This is a genomic window from Actinomadura syzygii (genome assembly GCF_008085905.1).
In the GTDB taxonomy this organism is placed as follows: domain Bacteria; phylum Actinomycetota; class Actinomycetes; order Streptosporangiales; family Streptosporangiaceae; genus Spirillospora; species Spirillospora syzygii.
The window spans coordinates 52,039-68,897 of the sequence record NZ_VSFF01000008.1; the positions used below are offsets into that span (position 1 = coordinate 52,039).

The window sequence follows — 16,859 nt, forward strand, 5'->3', positions numbered from 1 at the left end:
CCTCGTCCCGCGCCCGAACACGTGCCTAGCAGGCGGCTCCGGCCGCTGCGAGCGCATTGACCGGGTAGGCGGTCAGGAGGTCGTTGCTCCCCGCCGGAGTACCGATGATGGTGCGGAACTTCTCCCTCCGCGGGCACTGATTCGCGTATGTGGAATAGCCGCCGCGCCCGTTCGGGTCACCGGACCAGATCGCGGTGCCGATCTTCCGGTCCATCGTGTTGTTCCAGCCGTGACGCGCCTTGATGTGCTTCCAACCCCACGTTCGCGTGCCGCAGCGCAGGGTGAAGGCCCGAGGCCCCCGGTAGTACCTCTTAAGGATGTAGGTGCGGCTGTGACTCCTGCACTTGGCGTCAAAGCTGGTGGCCGCGCTGAGGGTCTTCCCGGAGGCGGGGGACGCCGCGGACGCCGAAGCCCCGGTCGGAATCAGCAGCGCCGACGCGACGACGGCAGTCGACAGACCTACCTTGACGGAAGTGGTGAGAAGCATGCTTTCCCCTCTGTTTCCCCGTAGTCACCAGGTCATGAAGAGCCTTCCTCGGTGACCTTGATCAGGGTTCCAGCGCCGTCCACTCGCCGTCAATTTTTTAATTTTCAATCCAAAAATGAAGAGTTCCGGCGCGCAGATTGCGGCCCGTGTGCTTACGAGGTGCAGCCAAGGCGCCGAAGGGCGCTCTGCGGCGTGGGGAGTTCATGGCCGGAGTGCGGTCACTTCTTGGCTCGCACCAGCTTACATTACTGTATGTGATTAAACTTAACTCTAAGTGGTTGCCCCTCTTCGCGGGAGCAACGACGGCCGCGGCGCTGGCACTCGTGCCGGTCGCCGCACACGCGCAGCAGGTCAGCCGGACGTTCAGTTACACCGGAGCGCCGCAGACGTTCACGGTCCCGGAAGGGGTCTGCGAGCTGACGGTGGACGCCTTCGGAGCCGCGGGCGGCAACGCCGTCTACGGGTCTCCCGGGGGGCGCGGTGGTGAGGTCATCGCCACTGTTCCGGTCACTCCCGGGGACGCGCTGACGATCGACGTCGGCGGCGCGGGCACCGGCGGAGACCCCAACGCTCGAACGCCCGCGCGAGGCGGCTACGGCGGGGGCGGCCAGCCCGGCGCGTTCAGCCAGGAGCGCATTCCCGGCAACGGCACCGTCGGCGGCGGCGGTGGCGGGGCGACGAAGGTCAGCCTCGCCCTGGAGCCGCTCATCATCGCAGGTGGAGGCGGCGGCGGCGCGGGCAGCTTCGCCGACACGTCGGCGGGCCACGGCGGGGACGGCGGCCGTACCGGCACCGACGGCGGCACCCCGGACCAGCCCGGCGCGGGCGGAGGCGGCACCTCCGCGGGCAAGGGCGGCGCGGCGGGGCAGCCCGTCTCGGAGTCCGACCAGGCCGGTCTCCCCGGCGGCGACGCGGTCGACGGCGTCGGCGGAGACGGCGCGGTGAACCTCCAGGACCCGCACATGGGAACGGGCGGCGGGGGCGGCGGAGGCGCGCAGGGCGGTGGCGCGGGCGGCTCCTCCTCGGCCAGCACCATGTATGCGGGCGGCGGTGCGGGAGGCTCAAGCCTCGGCCCCGCCGATGCCACCTACAACACCGGCGTCCGCCAGGGCGACGGTGAAGTGACACTCACCTACGACACCGAGTCGTGCGGCGTCCCACCTACGCCGACGCCCACGCCCACGCCCACGGAACCTACGCCGACGCCGACGCCGACCAAGCCCCATCCGGCACCGTGTCCGAACGAAAAACTCAAGGTCGAGAAGAGCACCGACCGGGCCAAGGTGCCAGTCGGAGGGACGGTGCACTATCGCATCCGCGTTACCAATACCTGCGCCGGCGTCTTCCGCAAGGCCACGTTCACCGATGACCTGGCCGACGTCCTCGACAACGGCCGTCTCAAGGGACCGATCCACGCCAGCGTCGGCACCGCCCGCCTGACCGACCACACCCTGACCTGGATCGGTGACCTGCAACCCGGTCAGACGGCCGAGATCACCTACACGGTGATCGCCTGCGACCCGGGGGTGCTGCGCAACGTTCTCACCTGGCACTGCAAGTCATCCGACAAGCGATGGAACTGCGTCCTGAAAACCAACACCAAGGTTCATCGCAAGCACTGACCCATTGTGCAAGGGGCCCTGGGAATGCCTGGGGCTCCTTGCCCATGGCAGAGAATGAGAAAGCCCCCTCCGTAGAGGGGGCTTTGGGGGGACGGCTATCGGTCGAGTTCGGCGGCCTTGATGCGGCTGATGAGCCCGGCTACGGCCGGGCGGCTGAACTGGAGAACGGGTCCGTGGGGGTCGGTGCTGTCGCGGACGCCCACGGTGGTGTCGAGGTCAGCCAGTTCGACGCAGGTACCGCCTTCCTGGCCGGTGTAGCTGCTCTTGCGCCAGGCGGCGTGTTTCAGGTCCTTCACAAGCCCTCCATCACCTCTCGGATCAGAGCTTCTGAGGCCATTTCGGTCATGGCCGCACTGCTGATGAGGTCCCACAGCTGTCGAAGCTGCTCCACATGGGAGCTTAGTTCGATCACGCGGCCGGTACCGCCTGCGCCTTCCACGAAACCGATCTCCGGCTCTCCCTCGCAGCCGAACAGCGTGAATCCGCTGGAAGGAAAAAGCTGAGCCTCAGCAGGGACGATCCGGATGCTGATGTTGGGCTCCTTGCCCAGATCCAAGAGCCGAGCGAGCTGGGCCTTGGTGATTTCGTTGTCTCCGACGATCTTCCGGATCGTCGCTTCCTGCATTAGGACCACTATCCAGGGCGGGTCCTCCTGCTCCAGGATCTCCTGCCTGGCCATTCGCGTGCTCACCGCGCGGTCGAGCACGCTGGTGCGTTGCCCGGGTCGAAGCACGGCGCGCGCGTAGTCCTCGGTCTCGAACAGCCCGGTCACCGCGATGGACTCGTAGACGCGGATGGCGTTGGCGGTGCTCTCCAGGCTGGCGTAGGGGCGGAAGAAGGAGGGGATGCCCTCCTTGGCGGCGAGGGGCTGGAGCTCCTGGAACTGGTCGTCGGTGCCGAAGTGGGCGTCCAGGCGCTCGGCCAGTTGGAAGGACGGGGCCTGCGCGGCGGTCTCGACCTTGGAGATCGTGTCGTTGGAGTAGCCGATCGCGTCCGCCAGTTGTGATTGGGAAAGTCCGGCTTTGTCGCGAAGCTTCCGGAGCTTTGCCCCGAAAAGTGCCGCCGCCGACTCGGTCGGGTCGAGTTGCTTCCGATTCACCACGAGTTGCCCTCCGGAACTATCGAGTTCAACAAAACCGACCCCACTTCCGACGATAACGGGAACCTCCCACGATGTGCAGCGGATTGCTCACAAGAAGCGAAGGGAGTGGTGGGGGAAATGATCGTTTGGCGGAATGAGGTGGGGCGGGGGTTCGACATAACGGGATGTTTGGTTCGAGTGGAAAGGACGGTGGCGGCGCCGCGTGCGTTTCGGCGGGGGCTTCAAGCGGTGCCGGAGGCCGTCCGGGAGGGGCGGCTGATCGTCGAGGCGCAGGCGTTGCAGTGGGGGCTCGCCCGCGAGACCGTCAGCGCGGCCGTGCAGGTCGCGTCGGAGCTGCTCACGAACGCCGTCCACGCGACCCCCTACCGCGGGATCACCCTGCGGATGGGTCTCGCGGACGACGGCCTCTGCGTGGAGGTGTGGGACTCCTCGCCGGTATGGCCGAGGCCGTCTACGCCCGACATGTCGGTTCCGCGTGTCCCGGTGGCGGACGACGCTCCCGACCCCGGCGGCTGGGGGCTCGGAATCGTCGACTCGCTCTCCGAGAAGCGGGGAGTGCGGGACGAGTTCGAGGGAAAGTGCGTCTGGGCCGTCCTCAAGGCGAAGTTTCGGTAACCAACCGTTGGGTGTGCCCTGGGGCCGTCCGCGGAAGGTCTGCGACGTGGGGAACTGGTTCACACGGGAAATCACGGACGCCGGGCGGCTGCGGCTGTTCTGCTTCCTCGTGGCGTTCATCGCCGGTTTCCTGTTCATCCGGGTCAGCGTCCGGATGATCAGGGCGCAGGTCCGTTGGTGGCCGGGGAACGTCACGCCCGGTGGGCAGCACATCCATCACGTGGTGTTCGGCCTCGTCTTCATGTGCGTCGGCGGCGTGGGCGGGCTGGCCGTCGAGGACGGGTCGTCCGGCTGGGCGGCGGCGACGGCGGCGGTCTTCGGCGTGGGCGCGGCCCTGGTGCTGGACGAGTTCGCCCTCGTCCTGCACCTGGAGGACGTCTACTGGAGCCAGCAGGGACGCCTCTCGGTGGAGGTCGTGTTCATCACGATCGCGTTGTGCGGGCTGATGCTGCTCGGCCTGCGTCCGCTGGGCGTGGACGACGCCGCCGGGGACGGCTTCTGGGCCATCGTGCTCGTCCTCCTGTTCGACATGTGCGTCGCCGTCGTCGCCATGGCCAAGGGGAAGGTCTGGACGGGCCTGATCGGCGTGTTCATCGGCATCGTCGCGATCGTCGGGGCCGTCCGGCTGGCCCGGCCCGGGTCGCCGTGGGCGCGCCGCCGGTACTCGCCGGGCTCCCGCAAGGCCCGCCGCGCCGAGAAGCGGGAACGCCGCTACCGGCAGCCCCTCCAGCGGCTCGGGGACAGGCTGAGCGACCTCGTCGCGGGCCGCCCCTCGGCGAAGTAGGGGGACGGGCGGTGGCGTCGAAGGCGACCGGCGTGAACGCGGTGGGGCTCGGCGGAATCCTGTTCCTGCTGCTGCGCCTGCTGGCCGTGGCCCACTACAACTGGCACGTCGCGTTCTCGCTCGCGAGTTCCGTCAACTTCGGCGACGTGATCGGCGTGGTGGTCGGCACGTTCCTGGGCGCGGCGACGCTGACCGGCGTGCTGCTGGCGGTGGTCCTGCCGCTCGCGTTCGCCCGGCACGTCCAACACGTCCGGCGGGGTGAATGGAAACCGCACCAGACGGTGTTCATGGCGGCGCTCGCCGGGGTTTTCGCGGCTGCCGTGATCACGCTTCGGGACTGGCCGACGCTTGATGGAGGTCGAGAGCCCGTACACCGAAGTCCTCACGGGACGCGGGCGCGAAATCCAGGTGCTGATGTCCGCTGACGTGCTGTCCCGCGCCGACGTCGAAGGCGGCTGACCAGGGAACGAGAAATCGTATACGGGAAACGCGAACTCTCCGGGGGCCGTGGACGTCTGACTGTTCGGTGGCCGTGGACGTCGGGGGACCCACGGCCACCACAAACCCCTTCCGGCGACGACCCGCCGATCATGGCGCCCGTGCTCTCCGCGTTCACGCTGCTACTCTTCGTGTCAATTCAATGACCGTGAGTAAGCGAGGTAGTCGCATGAGTGCTCTCACCCGCTGCGTCACCGTGGCCGCGCTGGCCACGGCCGCCGTCGCCGCGCTGGCCCTGCCCGCCGGCGCCAAGCCCGCCGCCGCCAAGCCCGACCCCGCGAGCGTGATCAACTGCACGCTCTCCTCGGCGTCGAACTCCGGAAGCGCGAACCTGGTGCCTCTCGTCACGGCTCCCGTCCGCTGCCTGAGCCTCTGAGCCGGCGATCCCGGTCGGCGCCGGGCCCGGCGCCGACGTGATCCGGCCCCGCGCTCACCTGCCGTACACGTCTTCGGCGCCATCTCGCGAAGTGAGATTCAGGTGGCGTGCCCCGGTGGTGTGACCCGGTGGCGTGACCGGGTGCGGTCAGAGCCACGATGATCTCTTCGCCGCGAAGATACTTGGCCCTGGGACGACGCCACGATCGCCGATGATCAAAAGGTGGGACGCGCATGCTGCTCGGCTTGGCGAAATTCGTGGCGGGCGAGCTGCTCGACCGTGCGAACCACGGCAAGGAATATCATTTTGGAATCAGGAACGAGAGCGATGAGGACGTCTACGTGGCGCTCTCGCGAGCTGGCTCCCGGAATACCCTGAGCGGCTGGATCCTGCTGAAGCCCTTGCAGACCCATCGCGAGAAGCGTCGGTCGACGGACCCCTTCGAGTTCATGGCCTACGCAAGAACCAGGGCCGGAGCCCCTGCCTTGCAGGGTGACAAGGAGATGGCGGTCTGGCTTCCCGATGAAGGTGACTCTTCGGAGCAGGATCTCGATGGCTGGAGTTTTCACATCGCCAATGCTGATCACCCTTCATACGCATATGTGGACTCGCTCCATCGAGGTGGCCCGTACGTTTCGACGGACCTGGGACGGTTGGCAACCGTCAAGGGCGTCGTCCTCGTGGTCGGTGATGGCTCGAACTCATTCGTCACGGTGGCGTAGGCCGACGACCGTCCGGCCACCGAGCGCTCGACCAGCTGAGATCGGCGGGAGCGCGGGCGGGCCGCCGACCTGGGCGAGCGCCGAGGGCGGGGCCGGTGCGATCTCACGCAGTGATATTCAGGTGGGATTGTCCGATCCGTTTGGCATGCTTGTGGCGTGAGCGCACACGCGATGAGTCCCGTCCTCGTCGGCAGATCGGTCGAGTTGGGGCGGTTGGACGACGCCCTCGCCGCCGCGCCCGGGGCCGTGCTCGTCGGCGGTGAGGCCGGGCTCGGCAAGACGCGTCTGATCCGCGAGTTCGCCACCGCCGTGGACGGCCGCCGCGCCCGCGTCCTCAGCGGCGGCTGCCTGGAGCTCGGCTCCAACGGACTGCCGTTCGCGCCGTTCACGACCGTGCTGCGCGGCCTCGTCCGGGACGTCGGCATCGACGGGATCGCCGGGCTCGTCCCGCGCGGCGACACGAGCTGCCTCGCCCGGCTGCTGCCCGAGTTCGGCGAGCCGGAGTCCGACGCCGCCTCCGACGAGGAGCGCGCCCGCCTCTTCGAGGTCATGCTGACGCTGCTGGAGCGGCTCGCCGAGAGCGGCCCGGTCATGCTCGTTATCGAGGACGCCCACTGGGCCGACCGCTCCACCCGCGACCTGCTGTCCTTCCTGATCCGCAACGTCGCCGACGCGCCCGTCCTGATCGTCGTGACGTTCCGGTCGGACGAGCTGCACCGCGCCCATCCGCTGCGCCCGCTGCTCGCCGGGCTGGAGCGGGCCGAGCGCGTCCGCCGGATGGAGATCGGACGGCTGACCCGCTCCGACGTCGCGTCCCTCGTCGCCCAACTCCTCGACGACACCCCGCCCGCCGGGCTCGTCGACCGCGTCACCGCCCGCAGCGAGGGAAACCCGCTGTTCATCGAGGCCCTGCTCGACGACGACGGGACGATGCCCTGCCTGCTGCCCGAGTCGCTGCGCGACCTGCTGCTCGCGGGCGTCCAGCGGCTGCCCGAGGAGACGCAGGAGGCGCTGCGCGACGCGAGCGGCGGCGGCACCCGCATCGACCACGCCCTGCTCACCGCCGTCACCGGCCTGGACGACGCCGAGCTGACCCGCGTGCTGCGCCCCGCCGTGGCCGCGAACGTCCTGGTCGTGGACGGCGACGGCTACGCCTTCCGGCACGCCCTGATCCGCGAGGCCGTCAGCGACGACCTGCTGCCCGGCGAGTACACGCGGCTGCACAAGCGCTACGCCGAGGCCATGGAGAACGACCCGAACCTCGTCCCGCCCGGACGCCTCTGGGTCGAGCTGAGCTTCCACTGGGAACGGGCCCACAACAGCACCTGGGCGCTGGTCGCGTCCTGGCGCGCCGCCGCCGAGGCCCGCAAGTCGCTCGCCTACGCCGAGTGCCTGACCATGCTGTCCCGCGTCCTCGGCCTGTGGGACCAGGTTCCCGACGCCGCCGAGCGCATCGGCGCCGACCAGATCAAGGTCCTCCAGGACGCCGCGACCGCCGCCGACCAGGCGGGCGAGTTCGACCGCGGGATCAAGCTCGTCAACGCCGCGCTCCGCGAGCTGGAGTCCCGCGGCGACGAGCCCGAGCTGCGCGCCGGACTGCTGGAGCTGCGCGGCCGGATGCGCTACCAGATGGCCCTTCCCGGCTTCGTCGAAGACCTGAGCGCCGCCGTGGACGCGCTGCCCGTCGACCCGCCGAGCGCCCTGCGCGCCCGCGCCCTGTCGACGCTCGGGAAATACGTCCGCATCACCACCGACATCGCCAAGGCCCGCCAGACGGCGGAGGAGGCGCTCTCCATCGCCCGCGCGCTCGGCGACCCCGTCACCATCGCCGAGGCGCTGATCACCCGCTTCTGCGCCGACATCGACTACGAGTCCGACACCGGGCTGCTGGAGCTGGAGGAGGCCGCGGAGAACGCCGGGGCCCACCGGGTGCTGCTCCGCCACTACGTGATCAAGTCGCACTTCCTGGAGGGCGCGGGACGGCACGAGGAGGCCGCCGCCGTCGCGGCGCGCGGCAAGGAGCTGGCCCGCGAGTACGGGGTCGAGCGGACGCAGGGCACCTTCCTGTCCATCAACCAGGCCGAGCCGCTCGTGTCGCTCGGCCGCTGGGACGAGGCGCTCGCCGTCCTCAACCACGCCATGGAGCAGGACCCGGCCGTCACCACGCGGACGTCGCTGCTCGTCCTGTCCGGCTGGGTGTCGCTGGCGCGCGGCGACATCGGGACGGCGCGGGCCCGGCTCGTCCTGTCCAGCGAGATCATGAACCTCAAGATGAAGTGGATGAAGACGCAGGACTACTTCACCATGCTCTGGCTGGAGGCGAACATCCTGCTCGCCGAGGGCGACGCCCGCGCCGCGCTGGACGCGGTGCGTCCCGTCCTCGACCACTCCGGCCTGCCGGACGACGCCCGCTACGCCTGGCCGACGCTGGCCGTCGCCGTCGCGGCCTGCGCCGACCTCGGCGACGCCGCCGCCGACGACCTGCGCCGGGTGGAGGAGCGCGCGGCCGGGCTCGCGTCCCGCGGCCCGCTCCAGCGGGCGCACAAGCTCATGTTCGCCGCCGAGCTGACCCGCGTCCGCGGCGTCCTCGACCGCGCCGCCTGGGACGCGGCCGCCGCCGCCTTCGAGGCGGTCGGCAACCCCTACCACCGGGCCCGCGCGCTGTTCCGCGCGGCGGAGGCCGCCGCCGCGGGCGGCGACCACGACGCGGCGACCGTCCGGCTGGAGACGGCGGCGGAGCTCGCCGCCGGGCTCGGCGCCGCCCCGCTCGGCGAACTGGTCGCCGACCTGCTGCGCCGCACCCGGACGTCGCGGCGCGGCGACCCGTCCGCGCCGCTCGGCCTCACGCCGCGCGAGTTCGAGGTGCTCCGCCTCGTCGCGCAGGGACGCAGCAACCGCGACATCGCCGGGGCGCTGTTCATCTCGGTGAAGACGGCGAGCGTCCACGTCTCGAACATCCTCGGCAAGCTGGACGTGACGAGCCGCGGCGAGGCCGCCGCCACCGCCCACCGCCTCGGCCTGTTCTCCCTTGGAAACGGCACCGGCGACGCCAACGGCACCGGCAACGGGACTGGGACTGGGACTGGCAGCGGGAACGGGAACGGCCACGGGCGGGGCGCCGGTGCGGCGAACGGGCGGCGGGTGCGGGCCGACCAGATGCGAGCCTGATCCGGAGGCCGGTCTGATCCGGGGCCGGTCTGATCCGGGGGCGGGGATCTCCCCTCCCGGGATCCCCGCCGCCGAACCGTCGGACCACACGGGAACCAACGTGGCCGGCCGTCACGGTCGCGGCCCGCGGAAGCAGGCGGTGCTTCTCCGCCCGGAGAGGCGACCCGGGGACCGTTCCGGCCACTGCCCAGTCTCCAGGTCGGAGGCCCTCCGGTCATCGGTCGACATACCGATCGGGGCGGACGAAAAAAGGCGACGGGAACGGGCCGTGTTTCGTGACCCGTTCCCGTCGCCCGAAGATTCGGCTGGGAGACTGCCCTCGCGGCGTCCGTCAGACCCGCGAGGCCCGTGAGGTCAGCGCGGCACGCGGGCCACGCAGAAGACGGTCTGGCCGAACGGCGGGCGGACGAACCGCTCGATGCCGCGCGTCAGCGGCACCACCGTCCGGTCGTAGATCTTGACGAGCTTCGGGTCGGGGTAGCCCGCGCCGCCGCGGCGGACCGCGAACCACCAGGCGATCCCGCCGAGGAAGTTGATCGGCTTCAGCACCTCCGGGACGAGCCCCGCCTCCCGGACGGACGCCTCCAGCGTCGCGGGCGTGTACCGGGTGACGTGCCCGACCTTCCGGTCGAAGTCGCCGTAGAGCTGCATGTAGCCGGGGACCCAGATGACGATCCGGCCGCCCGGCTCGGTGACGGCGGCGAGGTCGCGCAGCGCCTGGACGTCGTCCTTGATGTGCTCCAGGACGTTCATCATCACGACGGTGTCGACCTTGCGCCGGATCTTGATCTCGGCGGGCAGGGCGAGGTCGATGACCTCGACGTCCTCGTTGCCGTCGTGGCGCTTGCGCAGCTCGCCGACGCAGTACGGGTCGTTGTCGCTGACGACGAGGTAGTCGAGCCGTCCGGCGAACTGCTCGGAGAAGTGCCCGAGCCCGGAGCCGACCTCCAGCATCGACCGGCCGACGTGCGGCGCGACCGTGTCGTACTCGTACTTGCGGTAGTTGCGGGCCTCGTCCCCGCCGAGATGGTTCTCCAGGGCCCCCTCACCCGCGGCGGGCTGGACGACGTCCCCGTCCGGGGCGGGCCCCGGCGCGGGCCGTTTCTGACGGCTGCCGACGAGGTTGAGGAGAGTGCCTGCGATGGACTTCTTCTGACCAGATGACTGCATACTTCCCGCTCGCTGGGTGCGTGGGCGTTGGCTTCTTTTTTCGCCGGATCGCTGACCTGATCCGCTTGAACCGGTCCGATCTCTGGCGCGAAGGCCGCTCAGTCTACAGTCGCCTTGATCTCCGTCGTCCGGGTTGGACGGCGGCACGCCCGATACGGGTCAGCCGATAACGCGGTGCACGTTGTCCCTCTCGCTCGGCCCCGGCTCGCTTGGAGCGATCCACGGCCCGGGGATGGACGGGTCGAGCACGCCCTGCTCCACCCAGGTGAACTCACCTGCGAGGACGGCCTTCGCGACCTTCACGTCCAGCGCGTCCGTGTTCCGCCACAGCCCCTCGAACAGCTCCTCGACGCGGACGCGCGCCTGCCGGCAGAACACGTCCGCGAGCTTCACGGCGGACGCCCCCGGCGCCGCGCCGTCCATCCCGAGCCCCTCGGCGCCGGAGTCGGCGCCGGAGTCGGCGCGGGCGTCGGCGCGGGCGTCGGCGTGGGCGCGGACGCACACCGCGCTCATCGCGAACAGCTCCGCGCCGATGTCGACCATCCGTCCGAGGAAGCCCTGCTTGTATTCGAGGCGGCCCTGCCAGCGTCCGGCCGCGTAGAAGATCGACCGGGCGAGCTTGCGGGACGCGCGCTCCACGTACCGCAGGTGCCGCGCCAGCGGCCCGAACTCGGCGTAGGAGCTCGGCCGCTGCCCGGCCCCGGTGACGAGCGTCGGCAGCCAGCGGGCGTAGAACCCGCCCGCCTTCGCCGCCGCCCGCGCCTTCTGCCCGGCGGACGCGTCCGGGTCGATGACGCCGCCCGCCGCGGCGAGGTGCGCGTCCACCGCCTCCCGGGCGATCAGCAGGTGCATGATCTCGGTGGACCCCTCGAAGATCCGGTTGATCCGCAGGTCGCGCACGAACTGCTCGACCGGGACGCCGCGCTCGCCGCGCGCCGCCAGCGACTCGGCGGTCTCGTAGCCGCGCCCGCCGCGGATCTGGACCAGTTCGTCCGCCACGCGGTAGGCCATCTCCGACGACCACAGCTTCGCGAGCGCCGCCTCGATCCGGATGTCGCCGCGCCCGGCGTCCGCGAGCTGGGCGGACAGGTCGTGCATCGCCTCCATCGCGTACGTGGTCGCCGCGATGAACGCGATCTTGCGCGACACGGCCTCGTGCTCGCCGACCGGGCGGCCCCACTGCACCCGCTCCCGCGACCACTCCCGCGCGATCATGGTGGCCCACTTGCCGGCCGCCGCGCAGCCGGCGGGCAGCGAGAGCCGTCCGGTGTTCAGGGTGGTGAGCGCGATCTTCAGGCCCGCGCCCTCCCTGCCGATCAGGTTCGCCTTCGGGACGCGGACGTCGTGGAACCGCGTCACGCCGTTCTCGATGCCGCGCAGCCCCATGAAGGCGTTGCGGTTCTCGACGGTGATGCCGGGCGTCGCCATGTCGACGACGAAGGCGGATATGCCGCCGCGGCGGCCGTCCGACTCCGGGACGCGCGCCATCACGACGACGAGGTCGGCGACGACGCCGTTCGTCGTCCACAGCTTGACGCCGTTGAGGACGTAGTCGTCGCCGTCCGGGACGGCGGTGGCGCGCAGCCGGGCCGGGTCGGAGCCGACGTCCGGCTCGGTGAGCAGGAACGCGCTGACCTCGCGGGCGCAGCGCGGCAGCCACTCGTCCTGCTGCTCGGGCGTGCCGAACAGCTTGACCGGCTGCGGGACGCCGATCGACTGGTGCGCCGACAGCAGCGCGGCGAGCGCCGGGCTCACCGACCCGACGACCATCAGCGCGCGGCCGTAGTAGAGCTGGCCGAGGCCGAGCCCGCCGTGCCGCTCCGGGACCTTCATGCCGAGCGCGCCGAGATCGCGCAGCCCGATGATCACCTCGTCCGGGATGCGCGACTCCCGCTCGATCTCCGCCGGGTCGATCTTGGACGCGCAGAACTCGGTGAGCCGCGCGAGGAACTCCTCGCCCTTGCGCCGCGCCTCGTCCGAGGGACGGGGATGCGGATGGACGAGATCGAGGCGGAAGTCGCCGAGGAAGAGCTGCTTGCCGAAGCTCGGGAGCCGCCATTCGGTCTCCCGCGCCTCCTCGGCGACCTTCCGGGCCGTCCGCTCGTCGACGTGGCCGCGCTCGGTGTCTGCGTGCATGGCAAGGCTGTTTCCCGTGGTCGGACCGGGAAACCCTGCCCGTCCGGACAGCACGGCTGATCCAATCGGCTGGACTGTCACCTGAAGACCTTGACCCAGCCAGGTCAGAGGGGTTCGCATTGCGTGATGGAAGAGCCACGCAAGCCCACTCTCATCGCCTCGGTGCAGCGTGCTCTGCGACTCATGGAGGCCGTCGCCGCGCATCCGAACGGCGCCCCCGCCAAACAGCTCGCGCGCGAGGCGCGGCTGCCCCTCGGCACCACCTACCACCTGCTGCGCACCCTCGCCCACGAGGGCTACGCGACCCGGCTGTCGGACGGCGTCTGGGTGCTCGGCGACCGCGTCGACACCCTGCACGGGCGGAGCCGGGCGCAGCAGCTCCTCGCCCGCGTCCGCCCGACGCTCAGCGCGCTGCGCGACGAACTGGGCGCCGCCGCCTACTTCGGCATGCACGTGGACGACGAGATCCGCCTCATCGACGTCGTCGACGGCCCGCGCGCCCCGCGCGTCGACCAGTGGGTCGGCTTCCAGGACGCCGCGCACGCCACCGCCGTCGGCAAGTGCGTCCTCGGCCAGCTCGACGACGACCGCCGCCGCGACTACCTGTCCCGGCACCCGCTCGTCGACCTCACCCCGAACACGATCACCGAGCCCGGCCGCCTGTTCCGCGCCCTCGACACGTCGAACGGCCTGGTGGTGGACCGCGAGGAGTACGCATTGGGCACGGGCTGCGCCGCCGTCCCGGTCACCGACGAGACGGGCACCGCCGTGGGCGCCCTGGCGGTCTCCTGCCCCCCGCGCCGCCTCCCCAAGATCGAAAAATCGGTACACCTACTCCGCGCGACGGCCAACCGACTCCAACGCGCCCTCTCCCTCTGACTTCCCGCGGGTGACCGTTTTGTGTCGGGGGTGGGGTTCGGCGATGCTGGGGGAGTGTCAATGGAGACTCTGAACGGCGCCGGCGGGTTGCGCGCGTTTCTGCGCGGGCTGCCCGGGGTGGACCAGGTGGGGGCCGAGGAGCGGGCCGCGCGGCTCGCGACCCGGTCCGTCAAGACGACGGCGAAGGCCGAGGCGATCGACCTCGCCATCTCGATGGTGGACCTCACCACCCTCGAAGGGGCGGACACGGCGGGCAAGGTGCGGGCGCTGTGCGCCAAGGCCGCGCATCCCGATCCGGCGGACGCGGCGGTTCCGCGGGTGGCGGCGGTGTGCGTGTACTCGGACATGGTGGACGTCGCCGTCCGCTCCCTCGCCGGGACGGACGTCAAGGTGGCGAGCGTCGCGACGGCGTTCCCGTCCGGGCGGGCGCCGCTGGAGGCCAAGCTCGTCGACACGCGCGCGGCGGTCGCGGCCGGGGCGGCGGAGATCGACATGGTGATCGACCGGGGCGCGTTCCTCGCGGGCGACTACTCGAAGGTGTTCGAGGAGATCACGGCGGTCAAGGAGGCGTGCGGCGAGGCGCACCTCAAGGTGATCCTGGAGACGGGCGAGCTGGTCACGCTGGACAACGTCCGGCGGGCGTCGTGGCTCGCGATGCGCGCCGGGGCCGACTTCATCAAGACCTCGACCGGGAAGGTGTCGCCCGCCGCGACGCTGCCGGTGACGCTCGTGATGCTAGAGGCCGTCCGCGACTACCGGGCCGCCACCGATCGGCAGGTGGGCGTCAAGCCCGCGGGCGGGATCCGGACGACCAAGGACGCCATCCGGTACCTGGTGCTCGTGAACGAGACCGCCGGGCCGGACTGGCTGTCGCCCGAATGGTTCAGGCTCGGCGCGTCCAGCCTGCTGAACGACCTGCTGATGCAGCGCCGCAAGCTCGCGACGGGCGTCTATTCCGGTCCCGACTACTTCACGTTGGACTGATCATGGTTTTCGAGTACGCGCCCGCGCCCGAGTCGCGGGCGATCGTCGACATCCGCGGCTCCTACGGCCTGTTCATCGACGGGGAGTTCGCGGACGGGCACGGCGAGCCGTTCAAGTCGGTGAACCCGGCCGACGAGAGCGTCCTCGCCGATATCGCGTGCGCCGACGAGTCCGACGTCGATCGGGCGGTCGCGGCGGCGCGGAAGGCGTACGAGAAGGTCTGGGGCCCCATGCCCGGACGGGAACGCGCCAAGTACCTGTACCGGATCGCGCGGCTCGTCCAGGAGCGGGCCAGGGAACTGGCGGTGCTGGAGTCGATCGACAACGGCAAGCCGATCCGCGAGTCCCGCGACGTGGACGTGCCGCTGGTCGCGGCCTGGTTCTTCTACTACGCGGGCTGGGCCGACAAGCTCCCCTACGCCGGGTTCGGGCCCGACCCGAAGCCGGTCGGGGTCGCGGGCCAGGTCATCCCGTGGAACTTCCCGCTGCTCATGCTCGCCTGGAAGATCGCGCCCGCGCTGGCCTGCGGGAACACCGTCGTGCTCAAGCCCGCGGAGACGACGCCGCTGACCGCGCTGCTGTTCGCCGACATCTGCCGCCAGGCCGAGCTGCCGCCGGGCGTCGTCAACATCGTCACCGGCGCGGGGGAGACGGGCCGCGCGCTCGTCGCCCACGACGGGATCGACAAGGTCGCCTTCACCGGCTCGACGGAGGTCGGACGGCAGATCGCCCGCGTCCTGGCCGGGACGGACAAGAAGCTCACCCTGGAGCTCGGCGGCAAGGCCGCCAACATCGTCTACGAGGACGCCGCGCTCGACCAGGCCGTCGAGGGCATCGTCAACGGGATCTTCTTCAACCAGGGGCACGTGTGCTGCGCCGGGTCGCGGCTGCTCGTCCAGGAGTCGGTGGCCGAGGAGGTCATGGAGCGGCTCAAGGCGCGCATGGCGACGCTCCGCGTCGGCGACCCGCTGGACAAGAACACCGATGTCGGGGCCATCAACTCGGCGGCGCAGCTCGCCAAGATCCGCGAACTGTCGGCGGCCGGGGAGGCGGAGGGCGCGACCGCGTGGTCGCCGCCGTGCGAGCTGCCCGCACAGGGGTTCTGGTTCGCGCCGACGGTGTTCACCGGGGTCGCGCAGTCGCACCGGATCGCGCGGGAGGAGATCTTCGGGCCGGTGCTCTCGGTGCTGACGTTCCGGACGCCGGACGAGGCCGTCACCAAGGCGAACAACACCCCGTACGGGCTGTCCGCCGGGATCTGGACGGAGAAGGGCTCGCAGATCCTCTGGACGGCCCAACGCCTCCGCGCCGGGGTCGTCTGGGCCAACACGTTCAACAAGTTCGACCCGGCCTCCCCGTTCGGCGGCTACAAGGAATCGGGGTTCGGCCGAGAAGGCGGACGCCACGGCCTGGAGGGGTACCTGAATGTCTGACCGTCTGGCCGTGCGCAAGACGTACAAGCTGTTCATCGGCGGCGCGTTCCCCCGATCCGAGTCCGGCAGGTCCTATCCCGTGCACGACGCCAAGGGACGGTTCGTCGCCAACGCCTCGCAGGCGTCCCGCAAGGACGCCCGCGACGCCGTGTCCGCCGCCCGCAAGGCGTTCGGCGGCTGGTCCGGGCGCACCGCCTACAACCGGGGCCAGATCCTCTACCGCGTCGCCGAGATGCTGGAGGGGCGCCGCGACCAGTTCGCGGACGAGCTGCGCCGCGCCGGGGCGTCCAAGCAGGCCGCCGCCGCCGAGGTGGACGCCGCCGTCGACCGCTGGGTCTGGTACGCCGGGTGGGCCGACAAGCTGTCCGCCGTGGCGGGCGCGTCGAACCCGGTGTCCGGGCCGTTCTTCAACTTCTCCACGCCCGAACCGGCCGGGGTCGTCGCGGTCGTCGCGCCCGACTCGCCGCTGCTCGGGCTCGTCTCCGTGGTCGCGCCCGTGATCGTGTCGGGGAACACGTGCGTCGTGGTCGCGTCCGAGCCCGCGCCGCTGCCCGCCGTCACGCTGGCCGAGGTGCTGGCGACGTCCGACCTGCCCGGCGGGGTCGTGAACCTGCTCACCGGGCGGCGCGCCGAGATCGCGCCGTGGCTCGCGTCCCACATGGACGTGAACGGCATCGACCTGACCGGGGCCGCCGCCGAGCACGTCCGGGGGCTGGAGGAGGAGGCCGCCGGGAACCTGAAGCGCGTCCTCCGTCCGGGAAAAGACGCCTGGCCGGACGATCCCGGAACCGCACGCATGACGGCGTTCCTGGAGACCAAGACCGTCTGGCATCCGGTGGGAGTCTGATCTGAAATGACGGCACGTGTGTAAAGGGTCACAAAG

At 70.8% G+C, this 16,859-nt stretch carries 16 protein-coding genes; 11 read left to right on the plus strand and 5 right to left on the minus strand.

Translation table 11 applies throughout. The features are described from left to right. Positions 1 to 25: 25 nt before the first annotated feature. Positions 26 to 487: a hypothetical protein gene (locus tag FXF65_RS44730; protein ID WP_222868653.1), complete on the minus strand. Its 462-nt coding sequence runs from the start codon at positions 485 to 487 to the stop codon at positions 26 to 28. A 278-nt stretch (positions 488 to 765) separates the two neighbouring features. Here FXF65_RS44730 and FXF65_RS20755 point away from each other — a divergent pair, with 278 nt between their 5' ends. Continuing rightward, positions 766 to 2,109 (plus strand): DUF7927 domain-containing protein, encoded by a 1,344-nt coding sequence (locus FXF65_RS20755; RefSeq protein WP_187412426.1) that lies wholly within the window; start codon positions 766 to 768, stop codon positions 2,107 to 2,109. Positions 2,110 to 2,204: 95 nt separating this feature from the next. Here FXF65_RS20755 and FXF65_RS20760 read toward each other — a convergent pair whose 3' ends face one another. Beyond that, positions 2,205 to 2,405, minus strand: coding sequence for a DUF397 domain-containing protein (locus FXF65_RS20760; protein WP_148351659.1), 201 nt, complete (start codon positions 2,403 to 2,405; stop codon positions 2,205 to 2,207). Then, on the minus strand, positions 2,402 to 3,211 hold the full coding sequence (locus tag FXF65_RS20765; RefSeq protein WP_187412427.1) for a helix-turn-helix domain-containing protein: 810 nt from the start codon (positions 3,209 to 3,211) through the stop codon (positions 2,402 to 2,404). Before FXF65_RS20765 ends, FXF65_RS20760 begins: the two co-directional genes overlap by 4 nt. A gap of 228 nt (positions 3,212 to 3,439) precedes the next feature. On the opposite strand from FXF65_RS20765, the gene FXF65_RS20770 reads away from it, so the two are divergent. From FXF65_RS20770 to FXF65_RS45910, 6 genes are all read left to right on the plus strand, one after another. Further along, entirely contained in the window at positions 3,440 to 3,826 is a 387-nt protein-coding gene (locus FXF65_RS20770) for an ATP-binding protein (protein ID WP_187412428.1), read from the plus strand. A 46-nt stretch (positions 3,827 to 3,872) separates the two neighbouring features. Continuing rightward, positions 3,873 to 4,610, plus strand: a complete 738-nt coding sequence (locus FXF65_RS20775) for a hypothetical protein (protein ID WP_148351662.1) — start codon at positions 3,873 to 3,875, stop codon at positions 4,608 to 4,610. A gap of 11 nt (positions 4,611 to 4,621) precedes the next feature. Next, a complete protein-coding gene (locus FXF65_RS20780; RefSeq protein WP_148351663.1) occupies positions 4,622 to 5,035 on the plus strand; it encodes a hypothetical protein in 414 nt (137 codons plus the stop codon). A gap of 242 nt (positions 5,036 to 5,277) precedes the next feature. After that, positions 5,278 to 5,484 (plus strand): hypothetical protein, encoded by a 207-nt coding sequence (locus FXF65_RS20785; RefSeq protein ID WP_148351664.1) that lies wholly within the window; start codon positions 5,278 to 5,280, stop codon positions 5,482 to 5,484. Between the two features lie 233 nt (positions 5,485 to 5,717). Continuing rightward, positions 5,718 to 6,206, plus strand: a complete 489-nt coding sequence (locus tag FXF65_RS20790; RefSeq protein ID WP_148351665.1) for a hypothetical protein — start codon at positions 5,718 to 5,720, stop codon at positions 6,204 to 6,206. A gap of 156 nt (positions 6,207 to 6,362) precedes the next feature. After that, the gene (locus tag FXF65_RS45910; protein WP_281288925.1) at positions 6,363 to 9,374 is read left to right on the plus strand and encodes a helix-turn-helix transcriptional regulator; all 3,012 of its coding nucleotides are present in this window, start codon (positions 6,363 to 6,365) and stop codon (positions 9,372 to 9,374) included. A gap of 354 nt (positions 9,375 to 9,728) precedes the next feature. Here FXF65_RS45910 and FXF65_RS20800 read toward each other — a convergent pair whose 3' ends face one another. Both FXF65_RS20800 and FXF65_RS20805 read right to left on the minus strand, forming a co-directional pair. Further along, positions 9,729 to 10,544, minus strand: a complete 816-nt coding sequence (locus FXF65_RS20800) for a class I SAM-dependent methyltransferase (protein WP_148351666.1) — start codon at positions 10,542 to 10,544, stop codon at positions 9,729 to 9,731. 159 nt (positions 10,545 to 10,703) lie between these two features. Beyond that, positions 10,704 to 12,680, minus strand: coding sequence for an acyl-CoA dehydrogenase family protein (locus FXF65_RS20805; RefSeq protein ID WP_148351667.1), 1,977 nt, complete (start codon positions 12,678 to 12,680; stop codon positions 10,704 to 10,706). A gap of 126 nt (positions 12,681 to 12,806) precedes the next feature. Between FXF65_RS20805 and FXF65_RS20810 the strand changes: the two genes are divergently transcribed. The 4 genes from FXF65_RS20810 to FXF65_RS20825 are packed head-to-tail and all read left to right on the plus strand — an operon-like array spanning position 12,807 to position 16,823. Next, positions 12,807 to 13,559, plus strand: a complete 753-nt coding sequence (locus tag FXF65_RS20810; protein WP_148351668.1) for an IclR family transcriptional regulator — start codon at positions 12,807 to 12,809, stop codon at positions 13,557 to 13,559. A 60-nt stretch (positions 13,560 to 13,619) separates the two neighbouring features. Continuing rightward, complete coding sequence (deoC, locus tag FXF65_RS20815) at positions 13,620 to 14,543, plus strand: deoxyribose-phosphate aldolase (protein WP_148351669.1); 924 nt, start codon at positions 13,620 to 13,622, stop codon at positions 14,541 to 14,543. A gap of 2 nt (positions 14,544 to 14,545) precedes the next feature. Then, the gene (locus tag FXF65_RS20820; RefSeq protein ID WP_148351670.1) at positions 14,546 to 15,976 is read left to right on the plus strand and encodes an aldehyde dehydrogenase family protein; all 1,431 of its coding nucleotides are present in this window, start codon (positions 14,546 to 14,548) and stop codon (positions 15,974 to 15,976) included. Then, positions 15,969 to 16,823: an aldehyde dehydrogenase family protein gene (locus FXF65_RS20825; RefSeq protein WP_148351671.1), complete on the plus strand. Its 855-nt coding sequence runs from the start codon at positions 15,969 to 15,971 to the stop codon at positions 16,821 to 16,823. Before FXF65_RS20820 ends, FXF65_RS20825 begins: the two co-directional genes overlap by 8 nt. Positions 16,824 to 16,859: the final 36 nt, after the last annotated feature.

Coding starts and splice junctions, on each gene's coding strand:
- FXF65_RS20800 (WP_148351666.1), bottom strand. CDS start 10,544: ATGCAGTCATCTGGTCAGAAGAAGTCCATCGCAGGCACTCTCCTCAAC.
- deoC (WP_148351669.1), top strand. CDS start 13,620: ATGGAGACTCTGAACGGCGCCGGCGGGTTGCGCGCGTTTCTGCGCGGG.
- FXF65_RS20805 (WP_148351667.1), bottom strand. CDS start 12,680: ATGCACGCAGACACCGAGCGCGGCCACGTCGACGAGCGGACGGCCCGG.
- FXF65_RS20810 (WP_148351668.1), top strand. CDS start 12,807: ATGGAAGAGCCACGCAAGCCCACTCTCATCGCCTCGGTGCAGCGTGCT.
- FXF65_RS20785 (WP_148351664.1), top strand. CDS start 5,278: ATGAGTGCTCTCACCCGCTGCGTCACCGTGGCCGCGCTGGCCACGGCC.
- FXF65_RS20820 (WP_148351670.1), top strand. CDS start 14,546: ATGGTTTTCGAGTACGCGCCCGCGCCCGAGTCGCGGGCGATCGTCGAC.
- FXF65_RS44730 (WP_222868653.1), bottom strand. CDS start 487: ATGCTTCTCACCACTTCCGTCAAGGTAGGTCTGTCGACTGCCGTCGTC.
- FXF65_RS20790 (WP_148351665.1), top strand. CDS start 5,718: ATGCTGCTCGGCTTGGCGAAATTCGTGGCGGGCGAGCTGCTCGACCGT.
- FXF65_RS20825 (WP_148351671.1), top strand. CDS start 15,969: ATGTCTGACCGTCTGGCCGTGCGCAAGACGTACAAGCTGTTCATCGGC.